Origin of the sequence: Priestia sp. TRN 1309 (genome assembly GCF_050846875.1) — a bacterium.
GTDB lineage: Bacteria > Bacillota > Bacilli > Bacillales > Bacillaceae_H > Priestia > Priestia zanthoxyli.
Window position 1 is genome coordinate 212691 of the sequence record NZ_JBOZGM010000006.1, and the last position, 21687, is coordinate 234377.

Annotated in this window: 23 protein-coding genes and 3 other annotated features; of the genes, 3 read left to right on the plus strand and 20 right to left on the minus strand. The window is 38.6% G+C overall.

Features of this window, described 5'->3' with window-relative positions; genetic code table 11:
• Positions 1-18: 18 nt before the first annotated feature.
• The 3 genes from polX to zapA form a co-directional block, all read right to left on the minus strand.
• On the minus strand, positions 19-1731 hold the full coding sequence (gene polX, locus ACRPLQ_RS22560; protein WP_028411763.1) for a DNA polymerase/3'-5' exonuclease PolX: 1713 nt from the start codon (positions 1729-1731) through the stop codon (positions 19-21).
• 197 nt (positions 1732-1928) lie between these two features.
• On the minus strand, positions 1929-2486 hold the full coding sequence (locus ACRPLQ_RS22565; RefSeq protein WP_014458067.1) for a CvpA family protein: 558 nt from the start codon (positions 2484-2486) through the stop codon (positions 1929-1931).
• Complete coding sequence (gene zapA / locus ACRPLQ_RS22570) at positions 2483-2743, minus strand: cell division protein ZapA (protein ID WP_013059415.1); 261 nt, start codon at positions 2741-2743, stop codon at positions 2483-2485. The genes ACRPLQ_RS22565 and zapA overlap by 4 nt, the downstream gene beginning before the upstream one ends.
• A 143-nt stretch (positions 2744-2886) precedes the next feature.
• On the opposite strand from zapA, the gene rnhC reads away from it, so the two are divergent.
• A complete protein-coding gene (rnhC, locus tag ACRPLQ_RS22575; RefSeq protein WP_099331321.1) occupies positions 2887-3801 on the plus strand; it encodes a ribonuclease HIII in 915 nt (304 codons plus the stop codon).
• 33 nt (positions 3802-3834) lie between these two features.
• On the opposite strand, the gene pheT is transcribed toward rnhC, so the two are convergent.
• The 3 genes from pheT to ACRPLQ_RS22590 all read right to left on the minus strand — a co-directional run bounded on the left by pheT (position 3835) and on the right by ACRPLQ_RS22590 (position 8400).
• Complete coding sequence (pheT, locus tag ACRPLQ_RS22580; RefSeq protein ID WP_028411765.1) at positions 3835-6249, minus strand: phenylalanine--tRNA ligase subunit beta; 2415 nt, start codon at positions 6247-6249, stop codon at positions 3835-3837.
• Positions 6250-6262: 13 nt separating this feature from the next.
• Positions 6263-7297 (minus strand): phenylalanine--tRNA ligase subunit alpha, encoded by a 1035-nt coding sequence (gene pheS, locus ACRPLQ_RS22585; protein WP_014458064.1) that lies wholly within the window; start codon positions 7295-7297, stop codon positions 6263-6265.
• 54 nt (positions 7298-7351) lie between these two features.
• Positions 7352-7587 (minus strand) — a binding site (T-box leader).
• A 48-nt stretch (positions 7588-7635) separates the two neighbouring features.
• Entirely contained in the window at positions 7636-8400 is a 765-nt protein-coding gene (locus ACRPLQ_RS22590) for a TrmH family RNA methyltransferase (protein ID WP_176343388.1), read from the minus strand.
• 140 nt (positions 8401-8540) lie between these two features.
• Here ACRPLQ_RS22590 and sspI point away from each other — a divergent pair, with 140 nt between their 5' ends.
• Positions 8541-8747: a small acid-soluble spore protein SspI gene (gene sspI, locus ACRPLQ_RS22595; RefSeq protein ID WP_013059420.1), complete on the plus strand. Its 207-nt coding sequence runs from the start codon at positions 8541-8543 to the stop codon at positions 8745-8747.
• Between the two features lie 56 nt (positions 8748-8803).
• Here sspI and ACRPLQ_RS22600 read toward each other — a convergent pair whose 3' ends face one another.
• Both ACRPLQ_RS22600 and ACRPLQ_RS22605 read right to left on the minus strand, forming a co-directional pair.
• Positions 8804-9889: a M42 family metallopeptidase gene (locus ACRPLQ_RS22600; RefSeq protein WP_155010569.1), complete on the minus strand. Its 1086-nt coding sequence runs from the start codon at positions 9887-9889 to the stop codon at positions 8804-8806.
• Positions 9890-9966: 77 nt separating this feature from the next.
• Positions 9967-10455: a dUTP diphosphatase gene (locus ACRPLQ_RS22605; protein ID WP_047749785.1), complete on the minus strand. Its 489-nt coding sequence runs from the start codon at positions 10453-10455 to the stop codon at positions 9967-9969.
• Between the two features lie 132 nt (positions 10456-10587).
• On the opposite strand from ACRPLQ_RS22605, the gene ACRPLQ_RS22610 reads away from it, so the two are divergent.
• Positions 10588-10965, plus strand: a complete 378-nt coding sequence (locus ACRPLQ_RS22610; RefSeq protein ID WP_028411769.1) for a hypothetical protein — start codon at positions 10588-10590, stop codon at positions 10963-10965.
• An 18-nt stretch (positions 10966-10983) separates the two neighbouring features.
• On the opposite strand, the gene ACRPLQ_RS22615 is transcribed toward ACRPLQ_RS22610, so the two are convergent.
• From ACRPLQ_RS22615 to ACRPLQ_RS22670, 12 genes are all read right to left on the minus strand, one after another.
• Positions 10984-11244 (minus strand): DUF1294 domain-containing protein, encoded by a 261-nt coding sequence (locus ACRPLQ_RS22615; RefSeq protein ID WP_165635114.1) that lies wholly within the window; start codon positions 11242-11244, stop codon positions 10984-10986.
• Between the two features lie 60 nt (positions 11245-11304).
• The gene (gene rplT / locus ACRPLQ_RS22620) at positions 11305-11664 is read right to left on the minus strand and encodes a 50S ribosomal protein L20 (RefSeq protein WP_013059425.1); all 360 of its coding nucleotides are present in this window, start codon (positions 11662-11664) and stop codon (positions 11305-11307) included.
• 39 nt (positions 11665-11703) lie between these two features.
• The gene (rpmI, locus tag ACRPLQ_RS22625; RefSeq protein ID WP_013059426.1) at positions 11704-11904 is read right to left on the minus strand and encodes a 50S ribosomal protein L35; all 201 of its coding nucleotides are present in this window, start codon (positions 11902-11904) and stop codon (positions 11704-11706) included.
• Positions 11905-11925: 21 nt separating this feature from the next.
• On the minus strand, positions 11926-12429 hold the full coding sequence (infC, locus tag ACRPLQ_RS22630) for a translation initiation factor IF-3 (RefSeq protein ID WP_013059427.1): 504 nt from the start codon (positions 12427-12429) through the stop codon (positions 11926-11928).
• 69 nt (positions 12430-12498) lie between these two features.
• Positions 12499-12621 (minus strand) — a sequence feature (ribosomal protein L20 leader region).
• Between the two features lie 171 nt (positions 12622-12792).
• The gene (gene thrS, locus ACRPLQ_RS22635) at positions 12793-14751 is read right to left on the minus strand and encodes a threonine--tRNA ligase (protein WP_205689533.1); all 1959 of its coding nucleotides are present in this window, start codon (positions 14749-14751) and stop codon (positions 12793-12795) included.
• A gap of 43 nt (positions 14752-14794) precedes the next feature.
• Positions 14795-15043, minus strand: a binding site (T-box leader).
• 60 nt (positions 15044-15103) lie between these two features.
• Positions 15104-15964, minus strand: a complete 861-nt coding sequence (ytxC, locus tag ACRPLQ_RS22640) for a sporulation protein YtxC (RefSeq protein ID WP_028411772.1) — start codon at positions 15962-15964, stop codon at positions 15104-15106.
• A 96-nt stretch (positions 15965-16060) separates the two neighbouring features.
• On the minus strand, positions 16061-16993 hold the full coding sequence (gene dnaI, locus ACRPLQ_RS22645) for a primosomal protein DnaI (RefSeq protein ID WP_165635113.1): 933 nt from the start codon (positions 16991-16993) through the stop codon (positions 16061-16063).
• A gap of 32 nt (positions 16994-17025) precedes the next feature.
• Positions 17026-18453 (minus strand): replication initiation and membrane attachment family protein, encoded by a 1428-nt coding sequence (locus ACRPLQ_RS22650; RefSeq protein WP_165635112.1) that lies wholly within the window; start codon positions 18451-18453, stop codon positions 17026-17028.
• A gap of 72 nt (positions 18454-18525) precedes the next feature.
• Positions 18526-18987: a transcriptional regulator NrdR gene (nrdR, locus tag ACRPLQ_RS22655; RefSeq protein WP_013059432.1), complete on the minus strand. Its 462-nt coding sequence runs from the start codon at positions 18985-18987 to the stop codon at positions 18526-18528.
• Between the two features lie 243 nt (positions 18988-19230).
• Positions 19231-19617 (minus strand): hypothetical protein, encoded by a 387-nt coding sequence (locus tag ACRPLQ_RS22660; protein WP_028411774.1) that lies wholly within the window; start codon positions 19615-19617, stop codon positions 19231-19233.
• 93 nt (positions 19618-19710) lie between these two features.
• Positions 19711-20091, minus strand: coding sequence for an adenosylmethionine decarboxylase (gene speD / locus ACRPLQ_RS22665; protein ID WP_013059434.1), 381 nt, complete (start codon positions 20089-20091; stop codon positions 19711-19713).
• A 425-nt stretch (positions 20092-20516) separates the two neighbouring features.
• Positions 20517-21548, minus strand: a complete 1032-nt coding sequence (locus ACRPLQ_RS22670) for a glyceraldehyde-3-phosphate dehydrogenase (protein WP_013059435.1) — start codon at positions 21546-21548, stop codon at positions 20517-20519.
• Between the last annotated feature and the right edge of the window lie 139 nt (positions 21549-21687).

A 21687-nucleotide genomic window follows, 5' to 3' on the forward strand; every position in this document is an offset into this window, starting at 1 on the left:
ACTGATTCCTCCTGTTGCTTATTTATGTCGATTTAAAAAGGCGGTTAATTCTTTGAGGCTATACGTATTTAATACCGTTTCTGGTTTAAGCCAGCCTTTAATTCCCGTAGATATTCCAATTTCCATATGCTCTAGCATGTCTAGATTGTGAGCATCTGTATTAATTGCAATTTTAACTCCTGCCTCTTGTGCTTTTTTTATGTGCTCAGCGGCTAAATCTAAACGGTTTGGATTCGCGTTTAGTTCAAGAGCCGTTTTTGTTTCCTTAGCTAATTCAATTAGCATATCAATATCTACATCATATCCGTTGCGGCGACCAATCAAACGACCGGTCGGATGAGCGATTAAATCTACATGAACATTATTTAACGCTTGCTTTAAACGATTCATAATTTCTTCGCGTGATTGTGAAAAACTAGAGTGAATGGACGCAATAACAAAATCTAGCTCAGCTAGCATTTCATCATCATAATCAAGTGTTGCATCGGGCAAAATATCCATTTCAATTCCTGCTAGTATTGTAAAATCATCGAACTGTGCGTTTAAACGATTAATTTCTTCACGCTGTTTGCGAATGCGTTCAGGCGTTAGACCGTTAGCTACTTTTAAATACTGAGAGTGGTCTGTAATCGCCATGTATTCATAGCCTCGCGCGCGACATGCTTCCGCCATTTCTTCAATTGAATACGCTCCGTCGCTCCACGTGGAGTGCATATGCAAATCACCTTTTACCGCACCGTAGGTCACAAGCGTTTGAGGTTTTATAAATGCATCTACTTCCGTTCCATCTTCACGAAGTTCCGGCGGAATAAAAGACAGCCCAAAATGTTCATAGAATGCTTGTTCAGACTCAAATGTCATAACTTCGCCTGTCTCCGCATTTTCAACGCCATACTCGCTAATTTTTTCACCGCGTTCTTTTGCTAATTGACGCATGCGCACATTATGATCTTTTGATCCTGTAAAATGATGAAGCGTCGTGGCAAACGCTTTATCTTCTACAAGACGAAAATCCACGGACACATCGTACTCATAGGCTAACGTTACCGATACTTTTGTATCTCCATTTGCAATGACATCCTTCACATTTGGCAACGATACTAGCTGTTCACGGACAGCATGAGGCTCAGCTGTTGAAATAATAAAATCAAGATCTTTTACAGTTTCTCTCATGCGGCGAATGCTCCCTGCTTGAGAAAAACGCTCAATGCTATGCATATGTTTAAGGGCTTCTAAAATTTCTTCCGCTATTGGAAGCATAAAAGCAAGAGGCAAACGATCAGGACGTTTCCCAAACTCTTCAATAGCAGCGATAATTTTCTCTTCCGTCTTTTTACCAAAACCGCTTAGTCCCTGCACTCGATTTTCCATACAGGCCTGATGCAGTGATTCCATGTCTTTAATATCTAGCTCTTTATATAATTTAGCGATTTTTTTACCTCCAAGCCCCGGCAGCTTAAGCAGAGGAATAAGTCCTTCAGGAACTTCTTGCTTTAGTTCTTCTAGTACGCTTGACTCATTTGTTTCCATATACTCTGTAATAACTGCAGCCGTTCCTTTACCAATCCCTTGGAGCTTGGTAAAATCCTCAATCTCTGTCAGCGTTCTCTCGTCCGTTTCTAGCGCTGCAGCTGCTTTTCGAAAAGCAGAAATTTTAAAAGGGTTATCTCCTTTTAATTCCATATATGTAGCAATTGTTTCTAACAATTTAATAATATCCTTTTTATTCATCTCTTTTCACCAGCCTATTATCATAATAACGAAACTTTCAAAACATGATGAGTGACATATGTACTCTCTCAAATTTTTATCTAGACATACTTTTATCTCCGTGAAAACCGCAGAACAGACTGCGATAAAAAAAGAGGGTATCTCAAAAGTATTATGACACTTTCGACACACCCTCTCAACAAGCTATTGTAATTTCATTACATTACACCATACTGAGTCCACAAATCTTGAATGGCAGACGATAAGTATGGAGTATTTTGTACGATATTGATTGCAATTGAAGACTGTTGAATTGGCGTTTGAATTTCACTTACAGGAATCACGGCTCCAATGTATAACAAAATAAAAACGATGATATACACTTCAACGAATCCAAGTGCACCTCCGCCCCATTTATTTAACTGGCGCAGAATTGGCAGTTCCGTTAAAGCCGTTAAAACAGAGCCTGCAAGGCGAAGTACAATGTGAGTAGCAAAAAATAAAATCGCAAATGCAATCATTCGATAAAAAGCGTCTTCTATCGTTCCAGAATCAAATACAAACGATGCGACACTTTGCTGCTGAATATTGTCTGGAAACGGAATCAACAAGCGAAGTCGACTTGCCAAATCTCCACTAAACATATAAGCGACGATAAACGAAACCGCAAAACTGACAATATGAATGAGTTGCAAAATAAATCCTCTTTTAAGACCTGTTACAAAGCCTAAAAGAAGCAATATAATTAAAATGATATTAAGCATTGACTCAGTCATTCCTCTTTTCCATAAAGTTTTTGTTCAAGTCTCTCATAGTCTTCTTTCAGTTTTATATATTCGTGTACAGCATTCACAGCTGTTAATACTGCTAATTTATTGATATCTAAAGAAGGGTTTTTAGTACTGATTTCACGCATTTTTTCATCCACTATAGAGGCGACAAGTCGAATATGGCTTGTACTTTCGCTACCGACGATGCTGTACTGCTGACCAAAGATGTCAACTGTCGCACGTGTTTTATCTTGTCTTGACACGAGAAAATCCTCCGTTCCACGAAAAATCCTAATCCCTATCATACCACGAAGAAGACTTCAATGGAAACATATCTATATTTAAGCTATCATAAGGGATAGTGCTTATAAAGTAAACTAAAATACCCCGAAAGGAGTGAAGCATTATGTCACATGCTGTTATTAAGGTATCAGCTGATCAGATAGCTAAAATGAAGCTTCATTACACATCCTATTTGCAGCCTAAATTGCCGCAGGGAAGTATTTTTTCGGCTAAAACTCCCGGCTGTTCTATCACTGCATACCGCTCTGGAAAAGTACTTTTTCAAGGAAAAGAAGCTGAAACAGAAGCAGCTAAGTGGGGAGGTCCTTTAGATGCTTCTAAAAAGGCTCCCGTCTCACATCTCCCATCAAACTTCAGTTCACTATCGGTCATTGGTTCTGATGAAGTAGGAACGGGAGATTATTTTGGTCCCATGACCGTAGTTGCTGCCTATGTTCAAAAAGAGCAGCTTCCTTTGTTAAAAGAATTAGGAGTACGAGATTCAAAAGAGTTAACGGATGCTAAAATCATTGAAATTGCCAAGCAGCTTGTTTCGTTTATTCCTTACAGTTTGCTTGTCTTACATAACGAAAAGTATAATGCATTTCAAGAAAAAGGCATGTCACAAGGTAAAATGAAAGCTCTGTTGCACAACAAAGCTTTATCCAACGTGTTAAAAAAATTGGATTCTGAAAAACCTGATGCGATTTTAATTGACCAGTTTGTTGAAAAAAACACCTATTATAAACACATCGTAAAGGAAAAAGAGATTATCAAAGAAAATGTCTTTTTCAGTACAAAAGGAGAAAGCGTTCATTTATCTGTAGCCGCTGCTTCCATTATTGCCAGATACGCATTTTTAAAACAAATGGATTTACTAACGGAAAAGACGGGGATGGTCATTCCTCGCGGAGCTGGAGCACAAGTTGATATCGCCGCTGCTAAAATTATTAAAAAACATGGCGTCAATGCGCTGAACTCTTTAGCTAAAATCCATTTTGCTAATACAGAAAAAGCTTTAAAATTAGCTAAAAAATAAGAGATGTGGAAATCCACATCTCTTTTTTTATTCTTATGAACGAAGCGTTGCACCAAATTCTTTTTCAACAGCTTCTAAAACTGCACCATGTGCTTTTGCTACTTCTTCATCTGTTAATGTACGTTCAGGATCTAAGTAACGTAAAGAGAAAGCTACAGATTTCTTGCCTTCTTCCATACGCTCGCCTTCATATAGATCAAATACTGTCACGTCTTTTAAAAGTTCTCCGCCCGTCGTATAGATGACGCGCTGAACTTCTCCTGCAAGAACGTTTTTATCTACAACAAGTGCAATATCACGTGTAATAGATGGGAATCTTGGAATAGCTGAATAACGAACTTCTTCGACATCTGCAGCTAATAGCTCTTGAAGGTGTAATTCAAACACGTATGTTTCACGAAGGCCATACTGTTTCTGAGCAACAGGATGAACTTGACCCACGTATCCAATTTCTTTTTCATCTAACCATACAGCCGCTGTACGTCCAGGGTGCATACCGTCTTTTTTAACGGGAGCATATGAGATTCGTTTCTCTAAACCAAGCTGTGCAAATAACCCTTCTAGTACACCTTTAATCACATAGAAATCAACGACTTTCTTTTCACCTTGCCAGCCGTGAGCATGCCATAGACCCGTGATTGCACCAGCTACGCGCTCCTGCTCATCCGGTAATTCCCCTTCACCTTTAGATAAGAACACTGAGCCTGTTTCGTATAGCGCAATAGAATCCGATTGACGAGCATTATTGTGCTTCACTGCTTCAAGTAAATGAGGCACTAAGCTTTGACGAAGGATGCTGCGATCTTCACTCATCGGCATTGCTAAACCAATCGTACTTGTTGCATTGAGTGCAAACTGAGTAGCTTTTTCAGCGCTCGTTAACGAATAGGTTGTTGTTTGCGCTAGCCCTGCTCCCTCTAAGAAACGGCGAACTTTACGGCGTCCAAGCTGATACTCTGTTAATTTTCCTGGAGTTGCCACTGTTACAGGAAGCGTTGTAGGAAGGTTGTCATAGCCATACATGCGCGCTACTTCCTCCACGATATCTTCTTCAATTGTAATATCGCCTCGACGAGTCGGTACCGTTACAACGATTGTTTCATCTTCGACTTTGCTTTCAAATTGAAGACGGTTCATAATATCTTGTACTTCTTCCATCGACAGTTCTGTACCAAGCACATTGTTAATACGTCCAAGTGACACAGCTACAACAGCAGGTTCCACAGTTAGTGTATCTACTTCTACAGTACCGCTTACCACTTCACCTGAAGCGTATTCAGCCATTAATTCTGCTGCGCGGTCAGCAGCTACACGCGTACGGTTAGGATCAATTCCTTTTTCAAAACGAGCACTTGCCTCACTGCGAAGACCGTGGTCTTTGGAAGCTTGACGAACTGTTAAACCTTTGAAGTAAGCTGATTCAATAAGAACATTTACCGTATCGTCTTTTACTTCAGAGTTTGCTCCCCCCATTACACCTGCAAGGGCTACCGGTTCACTGCCGTTTGTAATAACAAGCTGATTGCCTTTTAATACGCGCTCTTGATCGTCAAGCGTTACAAACTTCTCGCCTTCTGACGCGTGACGTACAACAATTTCTTTTGAACCAAGACGATCATAGTCAAAAGCATGCAGCGGCTGGCCGTATTCAAGCAAAATATAGTTGGTAATATCAACAACGTTGTTATGAGGTCGAATACCAGCTGCCATTAAACGCGTTTGCATCCATAATGGTGACGGAGCAATTTTTACGTTTTTCACAACGCGCGCTACGTAAAGGGGATTGTCTTCTTTTGCCTCTACTTTAACGGAAATATAATCAGCTGCTTGCTCATCAGACGTTTGCACGTTTACTGACGGATACTTCACTTCACGACGTAAAATAGCAGCCACCTCATGTGCTACACCTAACATACTTAAGCAGTCTGAACGATTTGGTGTTAGCCCTAGTTCTAATACTTCATCGTTTAAGTTTAATGCATCTAGCGCATCCGCTCCTACTTCAGCATCACTTGGGAAGACGAAGATGCCTTCTTGATAATCTTTTGCCACAAGCTTGCTTTCAATGCCAAGCTCTTGAAGAGAACAAATCATACCGTTCGATTCTTCACCGCGAAGCTTAGCACGCTTGATTTTAAAGTTACCTGGAAGTACAGCTCCCACTTTTGCAACCGCTACTTTTTGACCTTGTGCCACGTTAGGTGCTCCGCACACGATTTGAACGATTTCTCCTCCGCCAAGATCTACTTGACAGCGGCTTAATTTATCCGCATTTGGATGCTGTTCACGTTCTACAACGTGACCAATTACCACTCCGCTGATGCCTTTATTTAAGTTTTCTACACCTTCAACTTCAATTCCACTTTTTGTGATTTTATCAGCTAACTCTTCTGCCGTTACGCCTGATAAGTCAACATACTCTTGTAACCAACGATAAGATACAAACATCGTAGTCCCTCCTTTATACTTGTTTAAATTGATCTAAGAAACGAACATCATTTGTATAGAAATGACGAATATCATCCACGCCGTGTTTTAACATAGCAATACGCTCTACACCGATTCCAAAAGCAAAACCACGATATTTAGTTGAATCGTATCCAGCCATTTCAAGAACATTTGGATGAACCATACCGGCTCCTAAAATTTCAATCCAGCCTGTTTGTTTACATACATTACAGCCTTTACCTCCACATTTTGCACACGATACGTCTACTTCTACAGACGGCTCAGTGAATGGGAAGAAACTTGGACGAAGACGAATTTCACGGTCTGCACCGAACATCTTTTTCACAAATACTTCAAGCGTGCCTTTTAAATCGCTCATACGAATGTTTTCGTCTACTACAAGACCTTCAATTTGCATAAATTGATGTGAATGCGTAGCATCATCGTCATCGCGGCGGTACACTTTACCTGGGCAAATAATTTTAACAGGTCCTTTGCCTTCATTCTTGTTCATAACACGAGCTTGAACAGTTGATGTATGCGTACGAAGAAGCGTTTCTTCCGTAATATAGAACGTATCTTGCATATCACGTGCTGGGTGACCTTTTGGCAAGTTCAGCGCTTCGAAATTATAGTAGTCCTGCTCTACTTCTGGTCCTTCTGCTACTTCATAGCCCATTCCTAAGAATAAATCTTCTACTTCTTCAACCACGCTTGTGAGCGGGTGATGCGTACCTGCTTTAACCGGGCGTCCCGGCAGCGTTACGTCAATTGTTTCTGAAGCAAGTTTACGCTCTACCTCGGCTGCTTCTAACGCCGTTTGTTTTTCTTCAATTTTAGATGCAATCGCTTCACGTACTTCATTTGCAAGTGCTCCCATTACAGGACGCTCTTCAGCTGAAAGTTTTCCCATACCGCGAAGTACTTCTGTGATAGGGCCTTTCTTTCCTAAATAAGCTACGCGTACGTCGTTTAATTCTTTTAAAGCACTTGCTGCTTCGACTTTTGCAATTGCTTCTTGTTGAAGTTCTTGTAAACGTTCTTTCATCACTTATTCCTCCTTTTAACGTAAAAAATGACAAATAAAAAAACCTCCTCCCAAAAAAGGGACGAGGATTAGTCGCGTTACCACCCTTGTTAACTATATACACAGACGTATACAGTTCACTTCATTCAAGTTAACGGAATCTCCGGAACACCTTTACATCTATGTAAGATGGTCTAAGTGTCAACTCAAGAGGTGAATTCACTTATTACATTTATAAAAATGCTTTCAGTCATGGCATTTTCTCCCTGCATAAACGGACATAAGCTACTGCTCTCTTTCATCGTTTTTTACATATGTAACTATTGTATTATTATAGTGAAAACACGTTCTCGATGCAACTACATTCCGCGTAAATAATAAAGTAAGATTCCAGAAGCGATGGCAACATTTAACGACTCGCTCTTTCCATAGATGGGAATGTACAGATTCTGATCCGTTTGTTCCAACACTTTCTCGCTTACGCCGTTTCCTTCATTTCCCACAATCAGCGCAAATTCGTTTGAAGGTTTTACGTGTGTGTAGACCTTTCCATTTTGTAACGACGTGCCGTAAACTGCTATTCCTCTTTCTTTTAACAATGAAATTATTTCGAGTAAATCGCCTTTTACAATTGGAAGGTGAAAAATAGCTCCTTGCGTTGAACGAACGACTTTTGGGTTGTACACATCCACGCTGCCCTCTCCAATGATAATAGCCTCCACTCCCGCAGCATCAGCGGTTCGGATAATGGTGCCTAGGTTACCTGGATCTTGCACGGCATCTAAAAGCAATACTTTCTGTGCTGTATGAATAATTTCCGCATGCTTTGTTTGAAAACACACGGCAATAATTCCTTGAGGTGTTTCTGTGTCAGATAATAACTTACTAATTGCTTCGTTTACAACGATTATTTCGATACCGTCTATATCCCACTGTGCGGGCACTTCGGTCGATTCGCGTATAATTAGTTCCTTTACACAATCCTTATTTTTGATAGCCTCTTCGACTAAATGAAAGCCTTCTACCATAAAAAGGCCCTGCTTATCACGGTCTTTTTTATTATGCAGTTTTTTCCACGCTTTTACCTGCGGATTTTTAACTGAATCAATTTGTTTCACAAACATAACTCCTTTATCTATACAAAAATAAATAGTTCGATTACATTTTGTTCAATAATCATTAGATAAGTTTCACTTTATTGTACATAGAAATCGCAAAGAAAACAAAAACTATTGGTAACTTTACGATAGCTGAGGTGAAAATGATGGATCTTAATTTACGAAATGCTGTTATTGCAAACGTTTCAGGAAACTCAAAAGAAGAGCTTGAGGCTACAATTTCTGACGCTATTCAAAGCGGTGAAGAAAAAATGCTCCCTGGACTTGGTGTTTTATTTGAAGTGCTTTGGGAAAAGTCTCCGGAATCAGAAAAAGAAGAAATTCTGACAACGCTTGAAAACGGTTTAAAATAAATAACCTTTTCCTATGTACAACAAAAAGCTCATTCTCCTAGGAGAATGAGCTTTTTTCAATTATACGTAATGGCGTTAACCGTATCTCGGTCTAAGCGCTTAATGACTTCCGCAATTAATTTAACTGCGTTTTCATAATCATCACGATGAAGCATTGCTGCATGAGAATGGATATAACGAGTTGCAATTGTAATCGAAAGTGCTGGCACCCCGTTAGCTGAAATATGGATAGAACCCGAGTCCGTACCGCCTCCAGCAATTGCATCAAATTGATACGGAATATTTAATTCATCTGCCACATCTACCACTGTATCTCGAAGTCCTTTATGAGAGACCATGGAAGCATCATATAAAATGATTTGCGGACCCTGCCCCATTTTAGAAGAGGCTTCTTTATCAGAAACACCAGGTGTATCTCCAGCGATACCGACATCAACAGCAAATGCAATATCCGGTTCAATAAAGTTAGCAGATGTTTTTGCACCTCGGAGTCCAACTTCTTCTTGCACCGTTCCTACACCATACACAACATTTTCATGTTTTTCATTTTTTAAAGCTTTTAATACATCGATAGCGATTGCACAACCAATACGGTTATCCCAGGCTTTCGCTAGCAGCATCTTTTCATTGTTCATAACCGTAAATTCGAAATAAGGTACAACCTGATCACCAGGTTTTACTCCCCACTCCGCTACTTCTTCTCTGCTAGAAGCACCAATATCGATGAACATATCTTTAATGTCAACTGGCTTTTTGCGAACTTCTGGAGGCAAGATATGAGGTGGCTTTGAGCCAATAATCCCCGTTACCTCTCCTTTAGATGTCACGATGGTTACGCGTTGAGCAAGCATAACTTGAGACCACCATCCGCCTACCGTTTGAAAACGAATAAAGCCGCGTTCATCAATTTGAGTCACCATAAAACCAACTTCATCCAAGTGACCGGCTACCATAATTTTAGGCCCTTGTTCGTTGCCTACTTTTTTTGCAATCAAACTGCCTAGCCCATCCGTCGTTACTTCATCTGCATGAGGTGCAATATATTTCTTCATAACCTCACGCGGTTCACGCTCATTTCCAGGAATTCCTTTTGCATCTGTTAGTGCTTTAAGCATCGTCAATGTTTCATCTAACTTTGTCATATGGATTACCCCTTTCATATGTATACCTCTATTATAGCTAAAAAGAGGTTGAAGTAAAATTTCCCATCCCTTTATGTCTAGTATCCTTGTTCTTGCCGTTTAAAATTCACTTCATTTTTTGACATGTACGCCTCTTCAATATGTTCAGCAGAAAAACCAAACATATCGCCAAGCGTCATGTAAGATGCAAACATGTTCACATAGTTTTCTTTTGACAGGTCCTGCTCGAAAGCAGAAACTTGTGCAAATACCTGTAAAAATTGTGCTGTTTTTGAATCAGCTGCTTTTACTTTTGGCAGCTCAGTTAAATCATCGTATCCTTTTTCAATACCTAAAGAAAGAATGAAATGTACGCCGTCCACAAATTCTTCTAAAATAACAGCATCTTCAGCCGGAGGTTTAACGCTCCAAAATTTGAAGCAGCGCGTTTCGTTTGCCAGCTCTCCCATTTCAACAAGCAGAGCTAAAAGTTTTCTTGGAACCAAGTCTTCCTTATGAAGCTGATGCTTGTCCTCTATATGCTGATCCAGCTGGCGCTGCATGGTAAATAGCTGTTGTAAATTCAATGTAATCACTCCTGTAATTATGTATATCTTCTTCTTTTTAAACCAATAAAGAAATTATATCAAAAATCGTGAAACTTTTTAGAGACTGAAACGTAAAGTAAGAAAACTGTGCCTTGTAAAGGAGGGAGCGTTATGTTTGTTATTGTTATCGTTCGCGTGTTCATTTTCGCGCTTGTTGCTTACACACTATTAAAGCTGGTTCAGCATTTTCGCAGTCCAAAGCGGAAGCTTGTAGCAGCTCAGGAACATCAGCAATTTTTTGTCGTTGACGAAAAAACGAATATCCGCAAAAATTTTCTACTAACGTATAAAGGTATTTTATTTGAAGGAGAAAAATACAGCAATCCCAATGAACCAGAGTCTTTGTCGATTACAATGGTGTTAACAGATCCATCTCGATTGCATGAACTGCAAAAACAAGATTTCAAGCTGCTGGAAAATCACGTACACAACATGTATCCAAATGCTCCTATTCGCTGGAAAAGCCCCGTTCGAGAATTTTTACACTGAGCACAAAATCATTTGTGCTCAGCTGATAACAAAAAAGAAAAGTAAATCAAGAGCGGCAAGAATAGGAAAACCTACTGTAAACGATGTGTGCTTCGTTTTATGACGATAGCAATACATACCAATCAGTCCTCCAATGGCTCCTCCGATAGCAGCTACCGTCCACAGTGTGCTTTCGGCAATTCTCCACTCATGTCTTTTCGCTCTTTGTTTATCTCTATACATCATTCCTATCCCTATTATATTAATAACAATAAAATAGGTAAGCAGCAGTTCATTCATGATATGTCCTCCGATAGCAAAAAAGCCTCATCATCTAAAGATGACGAGACTTTATATTCATTACTTATCTAAGCCTTTTTTAGCAGCAGTTGCTAATTCAGCAAATGCTTTTTCATCAGCTACAGCTAAGTCAGCAAGCATTTTGCGGTTAACTTCAATACCTGCTAATTTTAAACCGTGCATTAAACGGCTGTAAGAAAGACCGTTCATACGAGCAGCTGCATTAATACGTGTGATCCATAATTTACGGAAGTCACGTTTTTTCTGACGACGGTCACGATAAGCATACATGTGAGATTTCATAACTTGCTGATTAGCAACTTTATATAATCTATGCTTCGAACCGAAGAAACCTTTAGCTAATTTTAAAACTTTTTTACGACGTTTGCGTGTTACTGTACCGCCTTTTACGCGTGGCATAATTGTTTACCTCCTGTATTGTTTCTATCTCAACCCAAATTACTTAATGTTATCTAATAAGTGACGGATACGTTTGAAGTCACCTTTGCTTACTAAAGAACCTTTACGTAATTTACGCTTTTGTTTTGTAGATTTGTTAGCGAATAAATGGCTTGTGTAAGCACGAGCACGTTTTAATTTACCGCTTCCAGTCTTTTTGAAACGCTTTGCAGCGCCACGATGTGTTTTCATTTTTGGCATGGGGTGTTCCTCCTCGTTCTATTACTTTTCGTTTTTAGGTGCCAAGACTAAGAACATGCTGCGGCCTTCCATTTTAGGAGCCGATTCAACTGAACTTACATCTTCGCAAGCTTGTGAAAAACGTTCAAGTACTTTTTGGCCAATCCCTTTATGAGTAATGGCACGACCTTTAAAGCGAATAGACGCTTTCACTTTGTCACCTTTTTCAAGGAACTTGCGTGCGTTACGAAGTTTAGTGTTAAAATCATGTTCATCAATTGTTGGACTTAAACGAACTTCTTTTAAGTTTACAACTTTTTGGTTTTTACGAGCTTCTCTTTCTTTACGTTGTTGCTCATAGCGGAATTTACCGTAGTCCATAATACGACATACCGGCGGTTTCGCATTTGCAGCAACCATTACTAAGTCAAGATTTACTCGTGAAGCAATTTCTAATGCTTCATTTTTTGATTTAATTCCTAATTGTTCACCATTTTGATCAATTAGACGAACTTCGCGAGCTCGAATGCCCTCGTTTACCATCATGTCCTTGCTAATAAGTAGCCACCTCCAAGGTTTAATGAGCGAATACGCTTGCTTAGACCGATTATTAACTCACACAAAAAAGTGTGAGTACATACTGCACCCACACTTCTATCGTTTTAATTAAGATACGATGTACCTGCTAACTGCTTTATGCGTCACTCAGGTGAGAAGCGGGTGCTTCTTCTTCTGTATAAACAAGTATTCAATTACTTAAGCTATTATAGTATCAACAAAGACAAAAGTCAATGATTTCGTTCTTTTTTCACAACAAAAATTATTGTATCAAAGGAAAACCATTTATGCAACAGTTTTTTATAAATGTTAGATAAAAAAGCAGAGAATTTCAATTCTCTGCTTTTTTCATTAACGAGATGCTTCTGCTTTTACATTTTGTAAAAAGGCTTGGAAATCCACTGTTTCTGAATTCTGCTCACCATATTTACGTACGTTTACTGCTTTATCTTCTACTTCTTTATCCCCTACAACAAGCATGTAAGGAATTTTTTGCATTTGAGCCTCACGAATTTTATAGCCAATTTTCTCATCGCGAGAATCAAGTTCCACACGAATACCCGCAAGCTGAAGCTGTTCTTGCACTTCTTTTGCATACTCAAGATGAACCGTAGGTGATACTGGAATCACTTGAACTTGTACAGGTGCTAACCACGTTGGGAAAGCTCCTTTGTATTCTTCGATTAAGAAAGCGACAAAACGTTCCATTGTTGACACCACGCCGCGGTGAATAACAACAGGTCGATGCTGTTTTCCGTCTTCCCCTACATACGTTAAATCAAAGCGTTCAGGAAGTAAGAAATCCAATTGAACCGTAGATAGCGTCTCTTCTTTACCAAGAGCTGTTTTAACTTGAACATCTAGTTTTGGACCGTAGAATGCCGCTTCGCCTTCAGCTTCATAATAATCAAGGTCAAGCTCATCCATTGCATCTTTTAACATGCTTTGTGCTTTTTCCCACATTGCATCATCATCGAAGTATTTTTCTGTATCTTCAGGATCACGATAAGATAGACGGAATGAATAATTTTCAAATCCAAAATCTTTATAAACCGCTTCAACTAAGCGAACCACACGAATAAATTCTTCTTTGATTTGATCCGGACGTACAAAGATATGTGCATCATTTAACGTCATGCCTCGAACGCGCTGAAGTCCTGATAATGCTCCTGACATTTCGTAGCGGTGCATTGTTCCAAGTTCAGCAATACGGATTGGAAGCTCACGATAGCTGTGAATACCTTGTTTGTACACCATCATGTGATGAGGACAGTTCATTGGACGAAGAACCAGGTCTTCGTTATCCATTTCCATTGCAGGGAACATGTCATCTTGATAGTGCTCCCAGTGACCAGACGTTTTGTAAAGTTCTACACTTCCAAGCACCGGCGTGTAAACGTGCTGATAACCAAGGCTTACTTCTTTATCTACGATATAACGCTCGATAATACGGCGGATCGTCGCACCTTTTGGAAGCCATAAAGGCAGACCTTGTCCTACTTTTTGAGAATTTGTAAATAAGTTTAACTCTTTACCAAGTTTACGGTGGTCACGTTCTTTTGCTTCTTCAAGAAGACGAAGATGCTCGTCTAAATCTGCTTTTGTAAAGAATGCTGTACCGTAAATACGCTGCAGCATTTGATTGTCGCTGTCTCCGCGCCAATAAGCACCTGCTACGCTTAATAGTTTAAACTCTTTAATTTTGCCTGTTGACGGCACGTGCACACCTCGGCAAAGATCAAAGAATTCGCCTTGTTGGTAAATCGTCACCTTTTCACCTGCTGGAATCGCATCGATCAATTCAAGCTTTAGTTCATCGCCAACTTCTTTAAAAAGTTGAATGGCTTCTTCACGAGAAACTTCTTTTCGTTCAATTTCAATATTTGAATTAACGATTTTTTTCATTTCTTTTTCAATTTTACCTAAATCTTCAGGAGTAATTGATTCTTCCATATCGATGTCATAGTAAAACCCATTTTCGATAACCGGGCCTACACCTAGCTGTACTTTTACATCTTTGTATAAACGTTTGATTGCTTGAGCCATTAAATGCGCTGTACTATGGCGCATAATTTCAAGCGCTTCAGGAGCATCTTGCGTAATGATTTCAAGACTGCCATCTTGTTCGATTGGCGTACGTAAATCCAGCAGCTCGCCGTTTACTTTACCTGCTAATGCTTTTTTCTTTAATCCCGGGCTAATAGAAGCCGCAATATCTTCTGTTGATGATCCTTTTGGATACTCTTTAACAGCTCCATCAGGAAATGTCATTTTGATTACTTCTGACACAACTTTCCACTCCTTTAACATAACTAATAAACTTTTTGTAAAAACAAAAAACTCGTCCCTTATAAAAAGGGACGAGTTGTGTATACACGCGGTACCACCCTTGTTTCCTCTTCGTATCTTGGATAACCCAAATAACCCGAAGCGGCTCGAGGTTTTATAACGGAAATTCCGTCAGTAATTACTAGAGACGCTGCTCGTTTACTACTGAAGTTTAGAGGTGGTAAGAATATATTCCGTGTTAGGAGATTTTCAGCCTAGATCTCCCTCTCTATAAACCGTAAATATACACTCATGTCCTCATCATAACTTGTGACATATAGCTGTTTTTCAATATGCATTTATTATATTCATTTTCAAAATAGAAATCAACCTTTCACGTTATATTTTGCTTTTGATCAAACGGAAATTCATTTTTTTCGTATAACATCACTTTTTCTTGAAAAATATTTTGAATGGTATAAACAAAATCATGATCATGCTGGTCGCTATACAGATGAATAGCAGCTGGAGATAAACTCAGCAAAGGCGCGATGATAGTTGAGTCTATGTATACTGATTCTTGTTCAGATAGAAAGGCCTCTGCTAGGGCTGCACATTCACGCTCCGGAACATATCTACTGCTTTGGTCGTACAATACAAACTTGTTTTTATTCAAATGCATTACATACACATCGCCTGTAGATGACTGTCTTTCATTAGCTGCTTGACGCAGCTGATGAATAAGAATTTGATAGTCTTGTTCAAGCTTATATTCATCAATCGCCAGCTCAGCATAATAGCGCAGCCGCTCTTGATATTCTTTTAAACGGAATTGGAGAAAAGACTCAAAGGTGAATGTTACATTATGAATGAAGAAGTCTTGAAGAGCCTGGCGGATAAGTAATTCTCTTGGAAGGGAAAATGTTTTTTGCGGAATTTCGCCTCTCTCTCCTTCCATAATCCCCCCCATAATTTGAAGCAGCAAATCTTGTTCTTCCTCTTCTGAATAGAAAAATTGTTCTTTTAATATGTTTACCATCATCTTTTTTTCTTTCTTTTTTAAAATCACGTGCGTTAATACCGGTATCACCATGTCTTGTAAAATGGCCTCTCGATTGTATGTCTCATCAATAACTAAAAGCTGATTATTCACCAACTTCAAGCACTGTGAACCATATGATAAAGCGCTTCGCTTCGCGCATAAAGACTCATATACAATGACTGCGTCTTCTACATATTTAAAGAATATTTTCATTCCTCATAGCCCCCCTTTGGACACGCTTTATTAATGTATATGGGGCAACATGCAAAAAAATGAGCAAGTCGCTACAAGAAATGTAAAACGACCTGCTCATTTATTTCGTTTATTCTCTCCTTTCACTTCAACAGGAGTTGCTAAAGACTTAATTCGCTCCATGACACGAGCTGCTTTAATCTCTTCCTGCTCGCCTCTTTGGGTATAAGTGAAATGATGTTGAAGCTCATCTAAATTTAAATTTGAACTGAAAAATGTCGGCAAATTTTCAAGCATACGGAACTGCAAAATTGTGCCAAGCACGTCGTCTCTCATCCAGCTCGTTACGGATTCAGCTCCGAGATCATCAAGCATCAGAACCGGTACTTTTTTAACATACTCTATTTTCTCATTAAAGCTTTGATCTTGAAACGAGCCTTTTAACTCACGCAAAAACTCTGGGACGTATAAAATTGTTGATCTCACTTTCCGCTCAGCCAAGGCATTTGCAATAGCTCCTAGAAAATACGTTTTTCCAACCCCGAACAATCCATGTAAGTACAGTGCTTTCATTTTCTTGTTCGGTTCATATTCGCGAACAAAATTTTTAACTAAATTAATTGCTTCCAATCTTCCTTTTTCAATTTCGATATCCTTGATAGTTGCCTGTAAAATTTCTTTCGGCACATACATACACTGAATAAGAGATTCTTGTTCTTTTCGCTCATCTGCTTGTACTTTCCTAGGACAGCGTTCATACTGCACATCAATATTACGGCCTTTTACAACCAGCTGAGGGTGGTATCCCTTTACCATATTGACGCAGCTTTGTAAAGAAGGACATTTATCGCAGCATTTGCTTTGGTCGATAAATTCATACATCTTCATTAAACCTCGGTCAACCATTTGCTCATCTAACTCATAGCGATGTTCTTGCATAAATGCTTTTACATCTTGGTTTGACATAACACTATTTTTTAATGCTTCTAATCGCGCTTTAAAATCTTTTTTATTAATCAACTGATTTAATGAGTCGTTAATAGGCTTCATCTTTTTCACCTCCATTCCATCATACCAATTTTTTATTGTTTACGCTTTTGTTTAAGCTCTTGATCGAGTTCTTTTAACTCTTTTTCTAATTTACGCTTTTCTTCTTCAAAATCTGCATCATATGCCGGCTCTTCTTTCTTCTCTAGGTGCTCTTTATTTTTGAACCATTCCGGCACCATTTCTTTACGCACAATTTTTCGTCCGGCCGTTTTTTTATTTTGCTTTGCCTCGGTCCAGTTCTGATATTCTTTCTGTTCATTTTTAGCTAAATTCATGGCATCTTGAACAGTTTGTACCTTTTTGCGCGCCCAGTGTCCAGCAATTTTCTCTACATAGCTCTTAGATAATTTCATATCGGATCTTAGCATAACATAGTAAATCAGAACATTTACTACCCCTGGTGAAAGCTTTTGATTAAACATCACTTCTTCAATCATTTGCAAATCTGCTTTTGATGGCTCTGCCCCCCCTGAAAACTCGATCAATAGCTGCCGAGGAGAGGTGACTTCTAGCTGTTGAATGAGCTGCTCTTCCTTAGTCTGAGGCTGCTTTTCCTGCATGGTACGAAGCATAGGAGGCTGAATTTGTTCGCTTAGATTGGGAAGTGCTTCTCCATTTTCAAATTGGTAAAAGGACTGTGCTGCTTTTCTAAGCAATTCAATATCAACTTGATCATTCTCATTTAGCGAATCGAGCACTACATTTTTCATTTGAAGAGGATCAATGCCGTATAAAAAAGCTAACTTTTCAATCGCTTGTTTTACTTTAGATGTAATGGACCTTTTCGAAATCATTGAATCTGTTAGGCCTGCTAAAAATAAATCAAAATCAAAGGAATCCGGGCTCATCTCAATAGAAGCACGGTTTGAAGAATCTATAAAGTCCGTTTGAGCATCAGGAGAAAATACATCCTTGCTTTCAGACTGAAAACTTGGAGCCAGCTCCGTTGCTTTAACTGATTTAAATACATCGTTAAATGAATGCGTCACATCTTTGAACGATTGATCATCCACGAGTGAATCCGAAAAATAATTTTTTATTTTTTGAAAGATGGATTTTCCTAGTCGGTTATATAAATATACATTTAACACGCCATCGTTAAAGAACTGATGGGGCGTAAGAGGAGGAATGAGCTCATAAATGAACACACGAACATCATCTTCTTCCTTAATATATGTTTTTAACAAACCAATACCTTCTAATTTTAACCGCTCATGGTAAATAGCTTTCAAATTAATTTGCATCATTGACATTAGGTGATGATGCGTAGACTCTTTTCCCCATAAACGATCTTGTTCCAGCTCGCTCCATAGCGTCATATACAAACCAAAACACGTCGTACCCACCAACGGCTGATAGAGCATTGTTAAAATCTTTCGGTCGTATTCCTGCAGTATGCCGCTCGAACGAACAACATAACGATCGACCGGTATCATTTCTTTCCAATGTTGTTCTTTCATGTCGTTCCCTACCTACTTTTAAAGTAATAGAAATGACAAAAAAAGAGCCTAAAGAATACTTCAATAGCTCTTTTACAGTCGTTCCTTCTTAATTAAATCTTTTAATTCATCAATAAATACATTGATGTCTTTAAATTGTCGGTATACCGAAGCAAATCGAACATAAGAGACTTCATCGATAGCAGCTAATCGCTCCATCACCATTTCTCCTACCACATCTGACTGCACCTCTGATGTACCCTGACTGCGCAGCTCTGTTTCAATATCGTGTACGGTATCTTCCAGTTGTTTTAAGCTTACTTGGCGTTTTTCACACGCCTTAATTAACCCTCGAAGGATTTTGTCTTTGCTGAACTCTTCTCTCGCTCCATCTTTTTTTACAACAATTAACGGAAGTTCTTCTACTTTCTCAAAAGTTGTAAAACGATAGTGACACTCTTCGCATTCACGTCTTCTACGAATAGAGCGGCCTTCTTCTACAGGGCGCGAGTCCAGCACTCTCGTTCCATTGTAATGACAGGATGGGCACTTCATATTCTCAGCTCCAATAATAAACCTTGTTTTTCTTTTTATTTTCTCTCATATAAGTTAATTTTCATCTATGTTAGCCGGCTATTCGCCATTTATTATGATTGTCATCATCATTTCCTTTATCAAACACGATGCTATATTAAAGGATTTACTTTATTCCATCTTATAGAAAACAAGGCTTGAATACAAGTAAAGGAAAAGGAATTTCCCCATTTTATTTCCTGAAATTCAAAAATGATAAGGAACTTACGAAGAAAGAGGAATAAGTTTTTGATCAAAGCTCTTATAAAGCGTACGTACAAGTTCTTTGCTAAAACCAAAATCAACTGGCACCACTTTTGACTCTGTTGTAGCAGAAAAATCGATAGCGGTTTCAAGAGGACGTACGCTAATAATGGTAATCACAACAAAAGCTTTTCTTCCTTTTACAACGTTTAAGCTAATTTCTCCTCGCTCTTCATACGCAGCAAGTATCTCTATCCCTTGCATATGCTTCAACATTTCATGAACTTGCTTAAATGCATTCCCAGCCGTTGTTTTGTAATAATGCGTTTTTAGAGTCGGATCTGAATGACGATCGCTTGTTTCTACATGATTAGAAAATAAAGATTTAACTACTTGTACTACCCCCATGTTGTTATCCCCTTTGTTTTTGCATATTAAAAATTTATATACTAAAAAGAGGTGTGTAATACACCTCTTAACTTACGTAATCAATCGACACTATTAAAGTGCATTCGCTTTAGTTTGTTTTACCTGAACAGGACCCATTCCACGTGGTAATTCAATTGTTTCACGTGTCTGTGCACTTAGAGCATCTGCAATATAATCTGCTGCGATTGTAGGATCTAAATGACCACAAGTATAAACATCGATACTTGCATAACCATGCTCTGGGAAGCTGTGAATCGTTAAATGTGATTCTGAAATAATAACAACGCCACTTACACCTTGAGGTGCAAATTTATGGAACGCTACTTCGCGAACTTCCGCACCAGATTTTAAAGCTGCATCAACAAACGTTTTTTCAATATAATCAATATCATTTAACTTATCGAAATCGCATCCCCATAATTCTGAGATGACATGACGACCCATTGTTTCCATAATGATATTTCCCCCTTTAACAATTTTTAATCGTTAAACATGAAGTTCTTTCGCCATATAGCATGTTAACTACCACGGGGGAAAGTTAGTCCAAAGAGGTCCTAACCCTTTAAGTAGCCACATCACCGAAAGGTACACAAGAAGTTCACGAAACATAGTATACTTTGTTTACATTTATTTTGCAATACGTGTTTTGATTTTATTAAAGATTGTTCCCGCAGATAGACCTATACAAATTACCCCTGTATTCTCGTGAGACAGTGTGTAAAAGCTGCTAAACGACTATTCATTTTTTTATTAAAATTGAGGAAAAGAAACACTCCTTTGCATGATTATCTTATTGCTTTTCCCTATTCTTTTGAATAAAAACAAAAAAAACAGGGCGATAGCTCCCTGTTTTTTTTAAAAAGCAATCTATAGCTTTCTTAGCTTACTCTTATCTTTGATCCATTACGCATTTCTGCAGCAATATATCTTACCAAATCGACTACGCGCTGAGAGTAGCCCCACTCGTTATCGTACCAAGCTAACACTTTAATTTTATGATCTTCCATTACGATAGTCGATAGTCCATCTACAATCGCTGAATGAGGATTTGTATTAAAGTCAATTGATACGAGTGGTTCCATTGTTAAATTTAAAATATTCTTTAATGGTCCTTCAGCAGCTTTAATGAACGCTAGATTAACATCTTCCATCGTCACAGGTTTCCTTACATCCACAACTAAATCGACAAGCGATACGTTAGGCGTAGGAACGCGCAGCGCCATTCCATGAAGCTTTCCTTTTAAATGAGGAAGAACTAATGAAAGCGCCTTGGCTGCTCCAGTTGTTGTAGGAATAATTGATTGAGCACACGCACGGGCTCTTCGCAAGTCTTTATGCGGGTTATCAATATTCTTTTGATCATTTGTATATGCGTGAACGGTCGTCATTAAACCGTTTTCAATTGTGAACGCTTCGTCTAACACCTTGACAACTGGAGCTAGACAATTTGTCGTACAAGAGGCATTAGAGATAATGTTATGCTGATTCACATCAAACTCTCGTTCGTTTACGCCCATCACAATAGTAATATCTTCTTGTTTACCCGGTGCCGTTAAGACAACTTTTTTAGCACCTGCTTCAATATGTAACTGCGCTTTTTCTCTTGAATTAAATTTCCCTGTTGCTTCAACAACTAAATCAATCCCAAGCTCTTTCCAAGGCAAATTCAGCGGATCGCGTGAATTTAATAGCTGGATTCTTTTACCGTTAACAATTAGCGCATCATCATCACATTTAACATCTCCATTAAATGGTCCGTGTATAGAGTCATATTTGATTAAATGTGCTAATGTTTCTGCTGGATAAGATGCATTTATAGCAATAATATCTAAATTCTCCTCTATAATCGCTGTGCGAAAAACCATTCTTCCTATTCTCCCAAAACCATTAATGGCAATACGTGCTTTCATGGCTATACCCCTCTCTATATGTGTTATACTATTTAACTTTTTATATTGAATAGTATAACATAAATATTTAAAAAGTGAATAATATTAATTTTTTTTAATAAATTATTTTAATTAAGTTTTACTATATGTATATAGCGAG

What these genes read in the sequence shown, in the direction of transcription:
- polX (WP_028411763.1), bottom strand. Translation starts at nt 1,731, where the DNA reads ATGAATAAAAAGGATATTATTAAATTGTTAGAAACAATTGCTACATAT.
- ACRPLQ_RS22565 (WP_014458067.1), bottom strand. Translation starts at nt 2,486, where the DNA reads ATGACTGAGTCAATGCTTAATATCATTTTAATTATATTGCTTCTTTTA.
- rnhC (WP_099331321.1), top strand. Translation starts at nt 2,887, where the DNA reads ATGTCACATGCTGTTATTAAGGTATCAGCTGATCAGATAGCTAAAATG.
- pheT (WP_028411765.1), bottom strand. Translation starts at nt 6,249, where the DNA reads ATGTTTGTATCTTATCGTTGGTTACAAGAGTATGTTGACTTATCAGGC.
- pheS (WP_014458064.1), bottom strand. Translation starts at nt 7,297, where the DNA reads ATGAAAGAACGTTTACAAGAACTTCAACAAGAAGCAATTGCAAAAGTC.
- ACRPLQ_RS22590 (WP_176343388.1), bottom strand. Translation starts at nt 8,400, where the DNA reads ATGTTTGTGAAACAAATTGATTCAGTTAAAAATCCGCAGGTAAAAGCG.
- sspI (WP_013059420.1), top strand. Translation starts at nt 8,541, where the DNA reads ATGGATCTTAATTTACGAAATGCTGTTATTGCAAACGTTTCAGGAAAC.
- ACRPLQ_RS22600 (WP_155010569.1), bottom strand. Translation starts at nt 9,889, where the DNA reads ATGACAAAGTTAGATGAAACATTGACGATGCTTAAAGCACTAACAGAT.
- ACRPLQ_RS22610 (WP_028411769.1), top strand. Translation starts at nt 10,588, where the DNA reads ATGTTTGTTATTGTTATCGTTCGCGTGTTCATTTTCGCGCTTGTTGCT.
- ACRPLQ_RS22615 (WP_165635114.1), bottom strand. Translation starts at nt 11,244, where the DNA reads ATGAATGAACTGCTGCTTACCTATTTTATTGTTATTAATATAATAGGG.
- rplT (WP_013059425.1), bottom strand. Translation starts at nt 11,664, where the DNA reads ATGCCACGCGTAAAAGGCGGTACAGTAACACGCAAACGTCGTAAAAAA.
- rpmI (WP_013059426.1), bottom strand. Translation starts at nt 11,904, where the DNA reads ATGCCAAAAATGAAAACACATCGTGGCGCTGCAAAGCGTTTCAAAAAG.
- infC (WP_013059427.1), bottom strand. Translation starts at nt 12,429, where the DNA reads ATGATGGTAAACGAGGGCATTCGAGCTCGCGAAGTTCGTCTAATTGAT.
- thrS (WP_205689533.1), bottom strand. Translation starts at nt 14,751, where the DNA reads ATGTTAAAGGAGTGGAAAGTTGTGTCAGAAGTAATCAAAATGACATTT.
- ytxC (WP_028411772.1), bottom strand. Translation starts at nt 15,964, where the DNA reads ATGAAAATATTCTTTAAATATGTAGAAGACGCAGTCATTGTATATGAG.
- dnaI (WP_165635113.1), bottom strand. Translation starts at nt 16,993, where the DNA reads ATGAAGCCTATTAACGACTCATTAAATCAGTTGATTAATAAAAAAGAT.
- ACRPLQ_RS22650 (WP_165635112.1), bottom strand. Translation starts at nt 18,453, where the DNA reads ATGAAAGAACAACATTGGAAAGAAATGATACCGGTCGATCGTTATGTT.
- nrdR (WP_013059432.1), bottom strand. Translation starts at nt 18,987, where the DNA reads ATGAAGTGCCCATCCTGTCATTACAATGGAACGAGAGTGCTGGACTCG.
- ACRPLQ_RS22660 (WP_028411774.1), bottom strand. Translation starts at nt 19,617, where the DNA reads ATGGGGGTAGTACAAGTAGTTAAATCTTTATTTTCTAATCATGTAGAA.
- speD (WP_013059434.1), bottom strand. Translation starts at nt 20,091, where the DNA reads ATGGAAACAATGGGTCGTCATGTCATCTCAGAATTATGGGGATGCGAT.
- ACRPLQ_RS22670 (WP_013059435.1), bottom strand. Translation starts at nt 21,548, where the DNA reads ATGAAAGCACGTATTGCCATTAATGGTTTTGGGAGAATAGGAAGAATG.